We start from the raw sequence: 17,179 nt of genomic DNA, 5'->3' as shown, positions 1-17,179 counted from the left end.
GGGGATCCCGCGGGCCGCCCGCAAAGATCAATACAGACCTTGCTGCAGCATGGCGTCGGCCACTTTGACGAAGCCGGCGATGTTGGCGCCGTCCACGTAGTTCACGTAGCCGTTGTCCTGCAGGCCATGGCGCACGCAGTTTTCGTGGATGTCGCACATGATGGTGTGCAGCGTGCGGTCGACCTCTTCGCGGCTCCAGTGCAGGCGCTGCGAGTTCTGCGTCATTTCCAGCCCCGATACCGCCACCCCGCCGGCATTGCTGGCCTTGCCCGGGGCGTACAGAATGTTCGCCTCGACGAAGGCCTCGGCGGCGTCCTGGCTGGTGGGCATATTGGCGCCCTCGGCCACGCAGCGCACGCCGTTGGAGATCAGGGTGCGGGCGTCCTGCAGATCCAGTTCGTTCTGGGTGGCGCAGGGCAGGGCGATGTCCACCGGCACGTGCCAGGGGCGTTTGCCGACCTCGTATTGCAGGCCGAATTGCTCCGCATAGTCCTGCACGCGCCCGCGCTGTTCGTTTTTCAGGCTGATCAGCGCGGCCAGTTTTTCCTGGTCGAAGCCGGCCGGATCAACGGCCACGCCCTGCGAGTCGGAAACCGTGACGACCTTGGCGCCCAGCTGCAGGCATTTCTCGATGGCGTATTGCGCGACGTTGCCGGATCCCGATACCGAGACCGTCATGCCTTCCAGGGATAGATCGCGGCGGCGCAGCATCTCTTGAACGAAATAAACCGTGCCATAGCCCGTGGCCTCGGGGCGCAGCAGGCTGCCGCCGAAGGACAGGCCCTTGCCGGTGAATACCGATGCCGAGGAATTCGTCAGCTTTTTCATCATGCCGGCCATGAAACCGACTTCACGACCGCCCACGCCCATGTCGCCCGCCGGCACGTCGGTGTCCGGCCCCAGATGGCGGTGCAGCTCGATCATCAGGGCCTGGCAGAAACGCATGACTTCGGCGTCGGACTTGTCCTTGGGGTCGAAGTCGGAACCGCCCTTGCCGCCGCCCATGGGTAGTGTGGTCAGGGCATTTTTGAAGGTCTGTTCGAAGGCCAGGAATTTGAGTATGGACAGGTTCACCGTGGGGTGAAAGCGCATCCCGCCCTTATACGGGCCGATGGCCGAGCTGTGCTGCACGCGAAAGCCACGATTGATCTGCACGCGGTTCTGGTCGTCGACCCAGGCCACGCGGAATTGCACTACGCGCTCGGGCTCGGCGATACGATACAGCAGGCCTTGGCGCGCGTATTCCGGATTGCGCTCGAGGAAAGGCCACAGACTTTGCGTAACCTCGCCCACCGCCTGCATGAATTCGGGCTGGTGGGGGTCGCGCTCTAGCAGATATTCGAGAAATTGGCCACGCGTGGGCAGGGACATCGGGGGGGACTCCTGTATTGGGGGCCCAACCGCCGGCGGGCCCGGATGGATAAAGGCCGGCGCGCGGCAGCGCCGGCTTCCGGACGCAGCCGGAAGAAGAGTTCGGCAGCGGCGCGAGCCGTCCGCGTCATCTCTTCATCATGTCGAAAAATTCAGCGTTGGTTTTGGTGGCGCGGATCTTGTCGAGTATGAATTCCATGGCTTCGACTTCGTCCATGTCGTGTATGAATTTGCGCAGCACCCAGATTTTTTGCAGCAGCTCGGGCTTGATGAGCAGTTCTTCGCGGCGCGTACCCGACTTGTTCAGATTGATGGCGGGGTAGACGCGCTTTTCCGCCAGGCGGCGTTCCAGGTGCAGCTCGGAGTTGCCGGTGCCCTTGAATTCTTCGTAGATGACTTCGTCCATGCGGCTGCCGGTCTCGATGAGCGCGGTGCCGATGATGGTGAGCGAGCCGCCTTCTTCGAGGTTGCGCGCGGCGCCGAAGAAGCGCTTGGGGCGCTGCAGGGCGTTGGCGTCGACGCCGCCGGTAAGCACCTTGCCCGAGGCAGGCACCACGGTGTTGTAGGCGCGCGCCAGGCGTGTGATGGAGTCGAGCAGGATCACTACGTCTTTCTTGAGCTCGACCAGGCGCTTGGCCTTTTCGATGACCATTTCGGCCACTTGCACGTGGCGCGTGGCCGGCTCGTCGAAGGTCGAGGCCACCACCTCGCCGCGCACGGTGCGCTGCATTTCGGTGACTTCTTCGGGACGTTCGTCCACCAGTAGCACGATCAGTACGGCGTCGGGGTAGTTGGTGGTGATGGCGTGGGCGATGTGCTGGGTGATGACGGTCTTGCCCGACTTGGGGCTGGCCACGATGAGCGCGCGCTGGCCTTTGCCGATGGGCGCGAAGATGTCGAGGATGCGGCCGGTGACGTTTTCTTCGCTTTTGATGTCGCGCTCCAGCACCATGGGCTGGTTGGGATGCAGCGGCGTCAGGTTCTCGAACATGATGCGATGCTTGATCGCCTCGGGCTGCATGCCGTTGACCTTGTCGACCTTGACCAGCGCGAAGTAGCGTTCGCCATCCTTGGGGGTGCGCACCTCGCCTTCGATCGAGTCGCCCGTGTGCAGGTTGAAGCGGCGGATCTGCGAGGGCGAGATGTAGATGTCGTCGGTGCTGGCCAGATAGGAAGTGTCGGGCGAGCGCAGGAAACCGAAGCCGTCGGGCAGCACCTCGAGCACGCCGTCGCCGAAGATCTGCTCGCCCTGCTTGGCGCGCCGCTTCATGATGGCGAACATCAGTTCTTGTTTGCGCAGGCGGCTCGCGTTGTCGATGTCCAGGGCCGCAGCCATTTCCAGCAGTTGCGAAACGTGCTGCGCTTTGAGTTCGTTGAGGTGCATGAGAGAAGAAGAGGGGGGAGGTTGAAAGCGGGTGATGGTGGCGAGCCCAGAATGGGCTCGCGCGAAAAAGGGGGAAGTGTACTACAGGGATTCGTCGAGGAAAGCGTCGAGCTGCGACTTGGACAGGGCGCCGACCTTGGTGGCCGCGGCCTTGCCGTTCTTGAACAGCATCAGGGTGGGAATGCCGCGGATGCCGAACTTGGCCGCCGTTTCGGGGTTGGCGTCGACGTCGAGCTTGGCGATGGTGACGCGCCCTTGGTATTCCTGCGCCGCGCTTTCTAGCAGCGGGGCGATCATTTTGCAGGGCCCGCACCATGCGGCCCAGTAATCGACGAGTACGGGAAGGTCTGACTTGAGGACGTCCGCATCGAAGCTGGCGTCGCTCACGTGTTTGATAGATTCGCTCATGATGGGAAGAATGAGAAAAGTAGCCCGGGGTATGGGGAAAACTATACGGGAAGAGGCCGGCGCAGCACAATGGATCGGGGCGCGGCTGTCTGTTTAATTGTTGCTGAATGCCTACAAGCATACCATTGTCGGCTGCCACGCGCATACAGGAACGGGGCGCGGGCGGCATTGAATGTTTCAATCGGGCCGATAGGCGCCGGCGCGACGGGTGCCGGCGGCGTGCGGCGGGCCGGCGCGGCCCCCCCGCAGCGGAGCCTGCCGCGCCTCGGCCGGGAGGGCCCGAATGCGCCTTTGCCCGCTTGATCCTTAAAATAGGGGTTTTTGTCCTGCTGCACGACGGAGATAAATGGCTACACCACGCTACGACGAAGCATCGATTCGCGTCCTGAAGGGGCTGGAGCCCGTGCGCCAGCGCCCGGGCATGTACACCCGCACGGAAAGCCCCATGCACATCCTGCAAGAGGTGATCGACAACGCGGCCGACGAGGCGCTGGCCGGTTTCGGCACGCAGATCCGTGTCACCTTGCACGGCGACGGCAGCGTCTCGGTGGAAGACGACGGGCGCGGCATCCCCGTGGGCCTGCATCCCGAAGAGCAGGCGCCGGTGGTAGAGCTGGTGTTCACCCGGCTGCATGCCGGCGGCAAGTTCGACAAGAAGGACGGCGGCGCCTATGCCTTCTCGGGCGGCCTGCACGGTGTGGGCGTGTCGGTGACCAACGCGCTGTCCAAGCGCCTGGAGGTCACCGTGTGGCGCGACGGCGCGGCGCACCGCATCGTGTTCGCGGGCGGCGAGGTGGCCGAGCCCCTGGCCGAGCAAGAGCCGGTAGGGCGGCGCAAGACGGGCACGCGGGTGCGGGTCTGGCCCGATCCGCGCTACTTCGACAGCGCCGCCATACCCATGGGCGAACTGGTGCACGTGCTGCGCAGCAAGGCAGTGCTGCTGAGCGGCATCAAGGTGGTGCTGACCAGCGAGAAAAGCGGCGAAACCCGCGAGTGGCAGTACGAGCGCGGCCTGCGCGGCTATCTGGACGAGGCGCTGCAGGGCGCCGAGACCATTGTCCCGCCCTTCGAAGGGCAGCAGTACGCCCCGGCCGACCACGAAAGCTTTGCCGAAGGCGAGGGCGCGCAGTGGGTCGTGGCCTGGACGGCCGAAGGCGCGGTGGTGCGCGAATCGTACGTGAACCTGATCCCCACCACGGCCGGCGGCACGCACGAGGCCGGGCTGCGTGAAGGGCTGTACGGCGCGGTGAAATCGTTTGCCGAGCTGCACGGCCTGATCCCCAAGGGCGTGAAGCTGCTGCCCGACGATGTGTTCGCGCGGGCCAGCTTCGTGCTCTCGGCCAAGGTGCTCGACCCGCAGTTCCAGGGCCAGATCAAAGAACGCCTGAACAGCCGCGACGTGGTGCGGCTGGTGGGCGGCTTCGTCAGAAACGCGCTGGATCTGTGGCTGCACGCCAATGTCGAGTACGGCAAGAAGCTGGCCGACAGCGCCATACGCCAGGCTCAGGCGCGCGCGCGTTCGGCGCAGAAAGTCGAGAAGCGCAAGAGTTCGGGCGTGGCGGTGCTGCCGGGCAAGCTCACCGACTGCGAATCCAGCGACGTGGATCGTACCGAAGTGTTCCTGGTCGAAGGTGATTCGGCCGGCGGTTCGGCCAAGATGGGGCGCGACAAGGAATTCCAGGCGGTGCTGCCGCTGCGCGGCAAAGTGCTGAATTCCTGGGAAGTCGACCGCGACCGCCTGTTCGCCAATAACGAAATCCACGACATCTCGGTGGCCATCGGCGTCGATCCGCACGGCATGGACGACCAGGCCGATCTGTCCGGGCTGCGCTACGGCAAGGTGTGCATTTTGTCGGACGCCGATGTCGACGGCTCGCACATCCAGGTGCTGCTGCTGACCCTGTTCCTGCGCCACTTCCCCAGGCTGGTCGAGGCTGGCCACGTATACGTGGCACGGCCGCCGCTGTTCCGCGTGGACGTGCCGGCGGCCGGCAAGCGGCCGGCGCGCAAGCTGTACTGCCTGGATCAGGGCGAACTCGACGCCACCGAAGACAAGCTGCGCAAGGAAGGCGTGCGCGAGGGCGCCTGGAGCATCAGCCGCTTCAAGGGCCTGGGCGAAATGAGCCCCGAGCAGCTCTGGGAAACCACCATGAACCCCGACACGCGCCGCTTGCTGCCGGTAGGCTATGGCGACCTGGGCGTGCAGGCTACCTTGGACATGTTCGACATGCTGATGGGCAAGGGCGAGTCGGCGCAGCGCCGTTCCTGGCTGGAAGAAAAGGGCAACCTGGCCGATGTCGATGTATGAGGCCGGGCGGGGCGGCGGCGCCTGCGCGGGCGCGGGTGCCACGCGGCGGTGGCCGGCGCATTCCAGGCGGCCGCCTTTGGAGTCCGGGCGGCGGGACGCCGGCAAGCCGGTAAACAGTCAGTAAACAGCCAGTAAACAGAAGCAGACAGCAGCGGAAGCAGACAGCTGCGGAAGCAGATAGCAGATAGCGATAGAAAAAAGACATATGGACAGTACACAAGCAGGCCTGTTTGATCAGGGCCATAACGGGGAACACATACTGCTCGCCAATTATGCCGAGCAGGCCTATCTCGACTACGCCATCTCGGTGGTGCGCGGCCGCGCGCTGCCCGAGATCGCCGACGGCCAGAAACCGGTGCAGCGCCGCATCCTGTACGCCATGCAGGACATGGGGCTGGGCCCCGGCTCCAAGCCGGTCAAGTCGGCGCGCGTGGTGGGCGACGTGCTGGGCAAGTACCACCCGCATGGCGACCAGGCAGCCTACGACGCCATGGTGCGCATGGCGCAGGACTTCACCCTGCGCTATCCGCTGGTCGACGGCCACGGCAATTTCGGCTCGCGCGACGGCGACAACGCTGCCGCCATGCGCTATACCGAGGCGCGCCTGACGCAGTTCGCGCGCGTGCTGCTCGACGAACTGAACGAGGGCACGGTCGACTTCGCCCCCAACTACGACGGCAGCCAGAGCGAGCCGGTGCTGCTGCCGGCCCGCTTGCCGGTGATGCTGCTCAACGGCGCCTCGGGCATCGCCGTGGGCATGGCCACCGAGATCCCTTCGCACAATCTGCGCGAGGTGGCGCAGGCCTGCGTGGCCTTGCTGAAGACCCCCAGGCTGAGCGACGATGATCTGTACGCGCTGGTGCCCGGCCCGGATTTCGCCGGCGGCGGCCAGATCATTTCGGCGCCCGAGGACATCGCGCAGATCTACGCCAGCGGCCGCGGCTCGATCAAGGCGCGGGCGCGCTGGCAGTTCGAGGAACTGGCGCGCGGCCAGTGGCAGCTGGTGGTCGACGAACTGCCGCCCGGCACTTCGGCGCAGAAGATCCTGGAAGAGATCGAAGACCTCAGCAACCCCAAGGTGAAGGCGGGCAAGAAAAGCCTGAGCGTCGAGCAGCAGCAGACCAAGGCACTGGTGCTGGCGCTGCTGGACGCGGTGCGCGACGAATCGGGCAAGCAGGCGGCGGTGCGGCTGGTGTTCGAGCCCAAGACCAGCAAGGTCGACCGCGACGAGTTCGTCAACATGCTGCTGACCCAGACCAGCATGGAATCCAGCGTTTCCATCAACCTGGTGTGCATAGGCAACGACGGCCGGCCCGGCCAGCGCGGGCTGCGCCAGGTGCTCGAGCAGTGGCTGGAATTCCGCACCAATACGGTTACGCGCCGCACCCGCTACCGGCTCGACAAGGTCATAGACCGCATCCATGTGCTGCAGGGGCGCATGGTGGTGTACCTGAACGTCGACGAGGTCATCCAGACCATACGCGAGTCCGACGAGCCGCGCGCCGCGCTGATGCAGCGCTTCGACTTGAGCGAGCGCCAGGCCGAGGACATCCTGGAAATGCGCCTGCGCCAGCTGGCCAGGCTCGAGGGCATCCGCATCGAGAAAGAGTTGGCCGAGAAAGAAGAAGAGCGCGGCCGGCTGCAGGAACTGCTGGACAGCCCCGCCGCGCTCAAGCGCCTGATGATCAAGGAGATCGAGGCCGACGCCAAGCAATACGGCGACGAGCGCCGCACCCTGATCGAGACGGCCGAGCGCGCGGTGATGGAAACCCGCGTGGTCGACGAGCCGGTGACGGTGATCGTGTCGCAGAAGGGCTGGCTGCGCTCGCGCCAGGGCCATGGGCACGATCCCGCCCAGTTCTCGTTCAAGGCCGGCGACGCGCTGTACGGCGCCCTGGAATGCCGCAGCGTCGACAACCTGATCGCCCTGTCTTCCAGCGGCCGCGTGTACACCGTGCCGGTGGCCGGCCTGCCCTCGGCGCGCGGCGACGGCCAGCCGGTTACCGCCATGGTCGATACGGAACCCGGCGCGCGCATCGTGCACATGATCGCGGGGCCGGATGCCGACCGCTACATGCTGGCCACTAGCGCCGGCTACGGCTTCGCCACCAGGCTGGGCGACATGGCGACGCGCCAGCGTGCCGGCAAGCAGTTCGTTACCCTGGCCAAGGGCGAGACCCTGCTGCGGCCCCTGGCCATCGGCCCGGACGACCGGTACCTGGCGCTGTACAGCAAGAAGGGCAAGCTGCTGCTGGTGGACTTTGCCGAGGTCAAGCAATTGTCCGGAGGCGGGCGCGGCACCATACTCATGGGCCTGGACGCCGCCGACGCGCTGGCGCAATGGCTGGCGGTGGGATCCGGCGGCCTGGGCGCGCGCGGCGTCTATCGAGCGCGCCAGACGGTGGTGGTGCTGGGGCTGGACGAGCTTGCCGACTATATCGGCAAGCGTGCGCGCAAGGGCCGCTTGCTGGCCGTCAAGGTCAAGCAGCCGGTGCTGGTGCCGCCCGATACCCAGGCCACTGAGTAGCCATGGGCATGCACCGGGCGGCGCAGGGCATACAATGCGCCAGATCCGCATGTTTGGTTCGCGTGTCGCCCGCGGGCTTCGACGGCGGCTCCGCATGAGGCTCGCCGCGGTTCCTGCCGCGGCGGCAGCCGGGCTCCAGATCCCTATCCGATTGCACTACTTTTGGTTGCTAAAATCCCATGAGCTTCAAGGTCACCGTTCAACCCAGTCAGCATGAGTTCACCGTCGAGCCCGGCCAGACCGTGCTCGATGCCGCCCTGGCGGCAGGCATCGTCCTGCCCTACAGCTGCCACAACGGCGCGTGTGCCACCTGCAGGGGCCGCGTGGTGCAGGGCAGCTACGAAGCAGGCCCGCATCCCGCCCAGATCCTGCCGCCCGAAGACCTCGAGGCCGGCTATACCTTGTTCTGTCAGGCCCGGCCCACCACGGATCTGGTCATCGAGGCGCACGAGATCCGCATGGCCAGCGATATCCAGATACGCAAGATGCCTTCGCGCGTCATGGAGCTGGACAAGGCCGCCGCCGACGTCATGATCGTGCAGCTGCAGCTGCCCTCGGCCGACCCGTTCCGCTACTACGCCGGCCAGTACCTGGAATTCATACTCAAGGATGGCCGCCGGCGCAGCTATTCCATGGCTTCGCCGCCGTCGGAAAACAACCGCGTCGAACTGCACATCCGCCACATGCCCGGCGGGGCTTTCACCGACCATGTGTTCGGCGCCGGCGCCACGCAGATGAAGCTGCGCGAGATCCAGCGCGTGGAAGGGCCTTTCGGCTCCTTCTTCCTGCGCGAGGACAGCGACAAGCCCATCGTGTTCCTGGCCAGCGGCACGGGTTTCGCGCCCATCAAGGCCATCATCGAACGCATGGCGCAGCAGGATGTCAAGCGTCCGGCGGTGCTGTACTGGGGCGGGCGCCGGCCCGCCGACCTGTACATGCATGCCAGGGCCGAGGAATGGGCGCGCACGCTGCCGGGCTTCCGCTATGTGCCGGTGATCTCCGACGCGCAGCCCGAGGACGGCTGGAACGGCCGTGCCGGCTTCGTGCACCAGGCCGTGCTGCAGGACATCCCGGATCTGTCCGGCTACCAGGTCTATGCCTGCGGCGCGCCCATCATGGTCGACAGCGCGCGCAAGGACTTCACCCACCTCAATGGCCTGCCGGCGGAAGAATTCTACGCCGACGCGTTCACGTCCCAGGCCGATCTGGTTTAAGCTTGCCGCGATGAAAACTGCGTGGCGCCCTGCGCCGCCGCGAGGCCGCAGCCGGCTGGCCGCCGTGTTGCGCCGGGTGGGCGGTTGCGGCGCTTGCTTGGCGCAGGGGCTTCGTTACTCACACCGACGCGCGCGCCCGATCGGCGGGCGCTGGGGGCACGTATGAAAGTAGCGGTATTGGGCAGCGGCATTATCGGTACGGCCACGGCCTGGTGGCTGCGCCAGGCGGGCCATGAAGTGGTGGTGGTCGACCGCCAGGCCGGGCCGGCACAGGAAACCAGCCGCGCCAACGGCTGCCAGATCGCGGTGTCCTTCGCCGAGCCCTGGGCCAATCCGCACGCGCCGCTCAAAGTGCTGAAGTGGCTGTTCCAGAAAGACGCGCCGCTGGTGTTCCGGCCGCAGCTCGACTGGCGCCAATGGCGCTGGGGGCTGGCCTTCCTGCGCGAGTGCCTGCCGGCGCGCCTGGCGCCGAACATACGGGCCATGGTGCGGCTGTCCGAATACAGCCGCCGTACCCTGCAGGCCATGCGCGCCGACCTGGACATCGACTACAAGCACCTGGAATGCGGCATCCTGAACTTCTACCGCGATCCGCGGCTGTTCGAGGCCTCGCAGCAGGCCGCCGACCTGATGCGCGATTTCGGGGTCGACCGCCGCATCGTCAGCGCCGACGAAATACTGCGCATCGAACCCGCCCTGGCCGGGTCGCGCGAACATATCGTCGGCGGCGACTACACCTCCGAGGACGAGACGGGCGACGTCTATCTGTTCACGACCGAACTGGCGCGCCGCGCCATGCAACAGGGCGTGGAGTTCCTGTTCTCGACCCGGGCCACCCGCCTGCTGGCCGAAAAAGGGCGGATCCGCGCGGTGGAGCTGATCGACCCGCAAGGCCTCTACCGCAGCCTGGAGGCCGACGCGTTCGTGGCGGCGCTGGGCAGTTACACCCCGCAGCTGGTCGCGCCCCTGGGCGTGGCCTGCAGTGTGTATCCGGCCAAGGGCTATTCCGCCACTTTCGACATCCTGGATCACGGCGCGGCGCCCACGGTCAGCCTGACCGACAGCGAGCATAAAATGGTCTATTCCCGCATCGGTAACCAAATACGCATGGCCGGCACGGCCGAACTCTCTGGCTATGGGCGCGCCCTGAATACAATCCGTTGCGATAATATGGTTACACTGGCTCGCCGCCTGTTTCCAAGCGCACTCGATTTTGATAATGTTCGGTTCTGGTCGGGCCTGCGTCCGACCACCCCTTCCAACGTCCCGCTCGTAGGCAGAACACGCATTTCCAACCTCTATCTGAACACCGGGCACGGCACGCTCGGATGGACCATGGGCGTGGGCTCGGGGCGTGCCCTGGCCGACCTGATATCGGGCAGGCGTCCCGAGCCCGAGTTTCCTTTCCTGGGTTGAACAACTCTATGAAGACATACCTGTTTTCCGGCACGGCAGCCCGCCTGGCCGCGGCTGTGCTGGGCACCGCCGCTTTGTCCTGCGCCGCCGGCGCCAATGCGGCCACCAACATCGAAGTTTGGTATAGCCTCAATCCCCACAACCGGCAGGTGTTCGAGAAGCTGGTCGGCCAGTTCAACCGCAAGCAGGACGCGGTGCATGTGGCGCTCAAGTCCTACGACAACAACGAGGCGCTGGAATCCGCGCTGGCCGTCACCGCGCACGGCAAGAGCTCGCCCAACCTGGTGCAGCTCGACGACAATCACGCTCCGGACGAGCTGGCCCAGCGCAGCTACATCCTGCCCCTGTACCAGCTGCTGGCCAAGTACCCCATCAAAAACGCCAAGTGGTTCCTGGCGCCCGAGCACGCGTTCATGCGCGACAGCCGCGGCCGCCTGCTCGCGTTCCCGTACATGGTCGATATTCCGGTCATGTACTACAACGTCGGCGCCTTCAAGACCGCCGGGCTGAGCCCGGCCACGCCGCAACGTACCTGGATAGGCCTGCAGGGGCAGCTCGTGCAACTGGCCAATCACGGCTCGCGCAAGTGCCCATATATCACCGACCAGCCCGTCTCGATCAACCTCGAGAACCTGGCCGCCGTCAATAACCAGCTGTACCTGACCGACGACAACGGCCTGGCCGTCAAGGCCTCGACCAAGGCCCGCTACCATTATGTCCACGGCAAGAAGGTGAAGATCGAATCCTCGGCCGGCGCGCCGCGCTTCCCGCTGGATCTGCTGTATATCCGCCACTTGTCCATGATGGTCACCTGGGCGCGCAACGAGCTGATGGTAAAACCCCTGTCCAGGGGCAATCCGACCCAGCGCTTTGCCGATCGCGAATGCGCGGTGCTGACGTCCAGTTCCAGCAATATCGGCCAGTTCCGCGATGCGCGCGGGCTGGACTTCGGTGTTTCGGGGCTGCCGTATTACCCGGAGGCCACCCAGCATCCGGGCGATGCCTTCGTGGCCGGCTCGGCCCTGTGGGCCATCGACAAGCATCCGGCGGCCGAGAACAAGGCCACCGCGGAACTGCTGGGCTGGCTGGCCCAGCCGGACAATGGTGCCACTTGGTATCAGAACACCGGCTTCCTGCCGGTAACCGCCCAGGCCTACGAGGCTACGCCGTCCAGCTATTACAAGAACCTGGGCAGCTGGCAGTCGCTGGTGGATGAATACGCCAAGAAGCCCACCAGCACCGAGCGCGGCTTCAAGGTGGCCAATTATCCGCAGATCAAGGCCATGTTCCGCTCTCATCTAGAGCGCGCGCTCAATGGCCAGGATCCGGCCGTCACCGCGCTGGGCTCGGCCGGCACCGAGGCCAACCGGCTGGCAAGCAAGCGCTAGGCGCTCGCCTGCCGCGGCGGCAGTGGCATCGGCCACGCCGCTGCCGCCGGGCGGTATCGAGCATCGAAAGTCGACTGTGCGCCTGGCACGGCATGCCGAGTTGACAACGTGCATGCTTGATCTGGAATTGGAATGACATCGAAAGCCGGCTGACTCCCATTTGGGCGGCCGGCTTTTTCCTATGCCTTTTTCCTGGGCCGCGCTGTGGGCGTCGCACTGGGCGAACGCGCCAGCTTGTCATTTTCCGTGGTCAGGAATGCCAGCATTTCCATGAATAGCTGGCGCTTGTCCTGCGGCAGAGGATCGAGCATGCGTTGCTGCGCGCGCAGGACGCAGGGCTCGGCATTTTTCAATAGCTTGCGGCCTTGGGGCGTGACGCTGAGCAGCCAGGTTCGCCGGTCTGTCGGGCTGCTTTTGCGCGCCATCAATTCCCGGGCTTCCAGCCTGTCGACGACGCTGCCGATTGTGGACGTGTCCAGTCCGATCAGGCGCGCCAGCGTCCGTTGCCCTATGTCGGGATTGCGGGACACGGCCGAAAGGGCGCCGTATTGTACGGGCGTGACTCCCCATTCCTCGGTTTCTTCCAGAAATACCGCCACCGCGATCTGTTGCAGCCGGCGTATGTGATACCCGGGATAATTTTCGAGATCTATGGGAAGGTGGCTCATCGTTTCCTCTGCATGACCTGATGGATTTCGGACTTTTAATATTGAACGTCGGAATTGCCGTCGCTCGTTCCGGGCAAGCCACGGTTGCCGCGTCCCGCTGCGCGTGTCTCGCGGCTTGTACGTTGATCTTGCGGCCTCAATCCTAATCTATTGGGGTTTGCCCTAGTATTTTGGCTCAATAATAAAACTATACTTATTATAAGTACACTTATTAATATTGCGGCTCATCTGCGGTGGTATCGCGATCCTTTGCTGCCGCCTCTTTTGTCTTTTTTGCGAAACTGCCATGACTATCTCGGAAGCCATACCCACTCCCGTCCGCTTGAGCGCCGTCGCGGCGCCGGGGCAGCCTGAACCCACCCCGGCCCTGGAACATCTGTATCGCGGCTTCGAGCAGGAAATGCTGGTTCCTCTGTGGACGCAAATCGGCGATTTGATGCCCGCGCAGCCCAACAGCAAGGCGGCCGCGCACCTCTGGCGCTGGGAAAATCTCGTGAAGCTGGCCGCAGAGGCCGGCCGCATCGTGCCCGTGGGCCGCGGCGGCGAGCGGCGGGCCATCGCGCTGGCCAATCCGGCCCTGGGCGGCCGTCCCTTTGCCACGCCCACTTTGTGGGCGGCGATCCAGTACCTGATGCCCGGCGAAGACGCGCCCGAACACCGCCACACGCAGCATGCCTTCCGCTTCGTCGTAGAAGGCGAGGGGGTGTGGACCATCGTCAACGGCGATTCGGTACGCATGTCGCGCGGCGACTTCCTGCCGCAAGGCGGCTGGAATTGGCATGCGCACCGCAATGCGGCCAGCGAACCCATGGCCTGGATAGATGGGCTCGACATACCCTTTTCGTACTATACGGAATCGCAGTTCTTCGAGCATGGGCGCGATCGGCTCGACGCGCAGGAAACCGGTACTCCCGAGTATTCCCGCTCGGAACGCCTGTGGGCGCATCCCGGCCTGCTGCCCCTGGCCCAGACGCAAGCGCAGCACACGACCCCCTTGCTGGCTTATCGCTGGGTCGATACCGACCGCGCCTTGAACGAACAGCTTGCGCTCGAACGCGAAGGCTACCCGGCCACCCTCAGCCCCGGCCACGCAGCGGTGCGCTACGCCAACCCCACCAACGGACGCGACGTGCTTTCCACCATACGCTGCGAAATGCACCGTGTGGGCTCGGGCGCCCGGACGCTGGCCAAGAAAGAGGTCGGCTCATCGGTGTTCCAGGTATTCGATGGCCAGGGCACTGTCACCGTGGGCGACAAGCAGTGGGCGGTGCGCCGCGGCGATATGTTCGTCGTGCCTTCGTGGCAGGCGTTCAGCGCGCAATGCGACGCCGGCCAGGCCTCGCTGGATCTGTTCCGCTTCAGCGATACGCCGATCTACGAAGCCGTGCACACCTACCGCAGCCAGGTGGACGCCCAGGCTTGAGGTTTTCTTGCCTTCAGGGGGCTCGGTATAAGCCCCGGCGGCCAATATCGGCCGCCGGGGCTTTTTCGTCCGATGGGCAAGCCTGCGTCGAGGGATCCCTACGCCAAGGGTGCAGGGCCTGGGCAGGCCTTGCGGCGCATCGCGGCGCGGCCCGCCGCGCATCCGACAAAAGCGTCCTTGCGTAGATTTCGGCATGGCGCCGCTGTTCGGGCCTCGGCAAGATGGGGCCACGCGATGTTGCGTGGCTTTTCCCGGGTGCGGCCATGTCCAGAATCCTGCTTGCCGCCGGTCTTGCCGGCCTGCTGTGTTCGTGCTCCTCGATGCCCGACTGGGGCTGGCTGCCGGGTCATTCGGGGCCGACGCTTGCGGCGGCCGAGCAGCAATACGACTTCCGCTGGCGCCTGTCGGGCGACCGCGCCGTGGCGCCGCTGCAGGTCTTCGACGACGGGCGCCAGACCTGGCTGCAGTTTGCGCCGCAGCAGGCGCTTCCGGCCATATTCCGCAGCGGGCGGCAGGGCGATCTGCCTCTCGACTATCGGCGAGTGGGCCCCTATGTGGTGCTCGACGGTGTCTGGCCCAGGTTGGTGCTGCGCGGCGGCGCCCTGCGCAGCGTGGTCGAGCGCACCGATGGCGGCGCTTCCACGGCAGCGTCGGCGCGGGCCGCTGCGGGCGGCCCGGCCGCAACACTGGCGCTGGCGGGTTCAGGTACTGGGTTTTCCGCGACACCGGCGCCGACGGGTTCAGGCACTGGGTTTTCCGCGACACCGGTGCCGACGGGTTCAGGCACTGGGTCTTCCGCAACATCGGCGGCTGCCGGTTCCCGCGGCGGGGCTGCGGCAGCACTGGCGCCGACCGCTTCCCGCACTGAGCCTGCCGTAGCGCCGCCGGCTGCCGACAGCGGGCGGCCCGGCGCATCGATGGTAAGACGCGGAGCCGCAGCAGCGACTACTGGTTCGGTCGTGGCGGTACCTGCCGCGATGGCCACTACTGCAGGAGCCCCTGTTCTGGCGGCAACGGCTTCTGCCAAGCCCAAGCTTGCGGCGCTCGCCGGTGCTTCTTCAGCGATCGTAGACAGTACGCATGCCAAGCCGCTGCCCAAGCCGCTGCCCGGGCCGGCCGCGAGGCCGGCGCCGGTGGCCCTGGCCAGCCCCATCGCCCCCAGCTACGAGGTCGGGCCGCGAGACGGCAACCTCAGGCTGGCCTTGTCGCGTTGGGCGCGCGCGGCGGGCTGGACTTTCGAAGCCGAGCACTGGGCGGTGGATGCCGACATACCCATCACCGGGTCGGCCCGCTTCGACTCGGGCTTTAAGCGCTCGGTGCAAGACCTGGTCGCCGCCACCGAGCTGTCCGAAAAGCCGCTGCAACCATGCTTTTATTCCAACAAGGTGCTGCGCATCGTACCTTATGCGCAGGCCTGCGACCGCAGCGTCGATCCGGCGAGGGTGTCATGACTTCGAGCCCGAGCCCGAGCACCGGCTTCGGCGTATTGCGCTGCCTGGCTTGGGCGGCGGTTTGTGCGCTGCTGGGCTCCTGCACCCTGGCCGATAAAATGCGGCGCCTGGGCCAGGAGTCGGCCGAGGCACAGACGACGCTGCAGGCGCGCCACGATACATTCGCGCGCGGGCTGCGCGACCCGTCTGCACGCCGCCGTGCGCAAGAGGTGGCGCGGCCCTGGCTGGCCGGCCGGCCGCGGCCGCTGGCGCGCGAACTGAGCCTGCCGTTGGCGCTGCGCGCCAATGTCAATACCACCTTGCTGTTCGCCGAAGCCGCCCAGGATCTGCCCGCCATGGCGCAGCGCATTACCGCGGCCACATCCATCCCCGTGCATGTCAGCCCCGAATGCCTGCTGCCCGCACAGCGCTTCGCGCCCCGGCTGGCCGGCGGCACCGGCGGCGAGGCGCAGGCTGCTCCGCAGCGTATTGTGCTTGCCGGCGGGCGGCAGCCGCTGACGCAGATACTCGACCGCATTGCCGCGCAGCTGGGGGTCGCGTGGCGCTATGCGCAGGGCCGCATCGAGTTCTACCGTACCGAAACCCGCGTCTTCAACGTGCGCGCGCTGACCCTGGATGCGCGCGCCGAAGCCTCGCTGGGCCTGAGCGGCAGTGCCGACACGGAAGGCTTCGCCAGCACTTCGCGCACCAGCCTCTCGGGCGGCAAGCAGGATCTGCTGGCGGTGGTGCGGGCTCGCCTGGAGCCTTTCCTGTCGCGCGCCGGCACGGTGGTCGCCGAGCCGGGCGCCAGCGCCTCGGTAGTGGTAACCGACACGCTCGAGGTCTTGCGCCGCATTGCCTTGTATCTCGATCATGAGAACCGTGCGCTGACGCGGCGGGTGCGCCTGGTCTTCGAGGAAATCACCCTGGCGCTGCAGGACGAGGCGCAGGCGGGCCTGGATTGGAATCTGGTTTTTTCCAGCGCCAGCGCCGCGGCGGCCCTGGCCGTGCCGGGCCAGGGCCTGGTCGATGGCGGCAGCCTGGCGGTGGGCCTGAATACCGGCTCGTTCAAGGGGTCGGAAGCCATCATCAAGGCCTTGGGGCAGGCCGGCAAGGTACTGCGCCGCAGCAGCGTGCCCGTCCTGACCTTGAACCGCCGTCCTGTCACGCATGCGGTCAGAACCACGTTTTCCTACATAGACCGGGTGCAGACCACGGCGCTGGGCAGCGAGGCCGGCATGGCGCTGCCTTCCGTGTCGGTCAGCCAGAAGGATGTCACGGTGGGCTCGCTGCTTACCCTGGTTCCCGACGCGCAGGACGACGGGCGCATTCTGTTGTCGCTGGCCTATGACAACACCGTGGCGCAGCCGCTGAAGTCCGTCACTTTCGGCGACAGGAGCAACCCGCTGCAGCTGCAGCAGATCACCATAGACGGCAACGGTACGGTGCAGCAGCTGATGCTGCTGCCCGGCCAGCCGCTGCTGGTGTCGGGGTTCGACCGCAAGCAGGATCAAACCGAAGCCCGCAGGCTCAACCCGGGCCTGCCCATGTTGCTGGGCGGCAGTGACCGCGCTTCCAGCCAGCGCCTGACGACGGTGGTGCTGATCACCGCGCAGGTCGAAGAAGGCTATTGAGGGGCGGC

The 17,179-nt window shown here is 65.9% G+C and carries 12 protein-coding genes; 8 read left to right on the top strand and 4 right to left on the bottom strand.

The window, feature by feature from the left end; all coding sequences use genetic code 11:
* Positions 1–27: 27 nt before the first annotated feature.
* The 3 genes from gdhA to trxA form a co-directional block, all read right to left on the bottom strand.
* Positions 28–1,371, bottom strand: coding sequence for an NADP-specific glutamate dehydrogenase (gene gdhA, locus CEY11_RS03145; RefSeq protein WP_088601889.1), 1,344 nt, complete (start codon positions 1,369–1,371; stop codon positions 28–30).
* 127 nt (positions 1,372–1,498) lie between these two features.
* Positions 1,499–2,755, bottom strand: coding sequence for a transcription termination factor Rho (rho, locus tag CEY11_RS03140; RefSeq protein WP_088601888.1), 1,257 nt, complete (start codon positions 2,753–2,755; stop codon positions 1,499–1,501).
* A gap of 81 nt (positions 2,756–2,836) precedes the next feature.
* Positions 2,837–3,163 (bottom strand): thioredoxin TrxA, encoded by a 327-nt coding sequence (gene trxA / locus CEY11_RS03135; protein ID WP_088601887.1) that lies wholly within the window; start codon positions 3,161–3,163, stop codon positions 2,837–2,839.
* A gap of 346 nt (positions 3,164–3,509) precedes the next feature.
* On the opposite strand from trxA, the gene parE reads away from it, so the two are divergent.
* The 5 genes from parE to CEY11_RS03110 all read left to right on the top strand — a co-directional run bounded on the left by parE (position 3,510) and on the right by CEY11_RS03110 (position 12,016).
* On the top strand, positions 3,510–5,471 hold the full coding sequence (gene parE / locus CEY11_RS03130; RefSeq protein ID WP_088601886.1) for a DNA topoisomerase IV subunit B: 1,962 nt from the start codon (positions 3,510–3,512) through the stop codon (positions 5,469–5,471).
* Between the two features lie 205 nt (positions 5,472–5,676).
* Positions 5,677–7,998: a DNA topoisomerase IV subunit A gene (gene parC, locus CEY11_RS03125; RefSeq protein ID WP_088601885.1), complete on the top strand. Its 2,322-nt coding sequence runs from the start codon at positions 5,677–5,679 to the stop codon at positions 7,996–7,998.
* Positions 7,999–8,177: 179 nt separating this feature from the next.
* Positions 8,178–9,212 carry a CDP-6-deoxy-delta-3,4-glucoseen reductase gene (locus CEY11_RS03120; RefSeq protein WP_088601884.1) on the top strand — a complete coding sequence of 345 codons (1,035 nt, stop codon included), beginning with the start codon at positions 8,178–8,180 and terminating at the stop codon, positions 9,210–9,212.
* A gap of 162 nt (positions 9,213–9,374) precedes the next feature.
* The gene (locus CEY11_RS03115; RefSeq protein WP_088601883.1) at positions 9,375–10,628 is read left to right on the top strand and encodes a D-amino acid dehydrogenase; all 1,254 of its coding nucleotides are present in this window, start codon (positions 9,375–9,377) and stop codon (positions 10,626–10,628) included.
* Positions 10,629–10,636: 8 nt separating this feature from the next.
* Positions 10,637–12,016, top strand: a complete 1,380-nt coding sequence (locus CEY11_RS03110; protein WP_088601882.1) for an extracellular solute-binding protein — start codon at positions 10,637–10,639, stop codon at positions 12,014–12,016.
* 179 nt (positions 12,017–12,195) lie between these two features.
* Here CEY11_RS03110 and CEY11_RS03105 read toward each other — a convergent pair whose 3' ends face one another.
* On the bottom strand, positions 12,196–12,684 hold the full coding sequence (locus CEY11_RS03105) for a MarR family winged helix-turn-helix transcriptional regulator (RefSeq protein ID WP_088601881.1): 489 nt from the start codon (positions 12,682–12,684) through the stop codon (positions 12,196–12,198).
* A 286-nt stretch (positions 12,685–12,970) separates the two neighbouring features.
* On the opposite strand from CEY11_RS03105, the gene CEY11_RS03100 reads away from it, so the two are divergent.
* The 3 genes from CEY11_RS03100 to CEY11_RS03085 all read left to right on the top strand — a co-directional run bounded on the left by CEY11_RS03100 (position 12,971) and on the right by CEY11_RS03085 (position 17,171).
* Complete coding sequence (locus tag CEY11_RS03100) at positions 12,971–14,107, top strand: cupin domain-containing protein (RefSeq protein WP_088601880.1); 1,137 nt, start codon at positions 12,971–12,973, stop codon at positions 14,105–14,107.
* A 263-nt stretch (positions 14,108–14,370) separates the two neighbouring features.
* On the top strand, positions 14,371–15,558 hold the full coding sequence (locus CEY11_RS25635) for a TcpQ domain-containing protein (protein WP_233154694.1): 1,188 nt from the start codon (positions 14,371–14,373) through the stop codon (positions 15,556–15,558).
* Positions 15,555–17,171 carry a hypothetical protein gene (locus CEY11_RS03085; RefSeq protein WP_198958819.1) on the top strand — a complete coding sequence of 539 codons (1,617 nt, stop codon included), beginning with the start codon at positions 15,555–15,557 and terminating at the stop codon, positions 17,169–17,171. Before CEY11_RS25635 ends, CEY11_RS03085 begins: the two co-directional genes overlap by 4 nt.
* The last annotated feature ends 8 nt before the right edge of the window (positions 17,172–17,179 follow it).

Origin of the sequence: Candidimonas nitroreducens (genome assembly GCF_002209565.1) — a bacterium.
GTDB classification, from domain to species: Bacteria; Pseudomonadota; Gammaproteobacteria; order Burkholderiales; family Burkholderiaceae_B; genus Candidimonas; species Candidimonas nitroreducens.
This window is presented reverse-complemented; position numbering and strand designations above follow the sequence as displayed.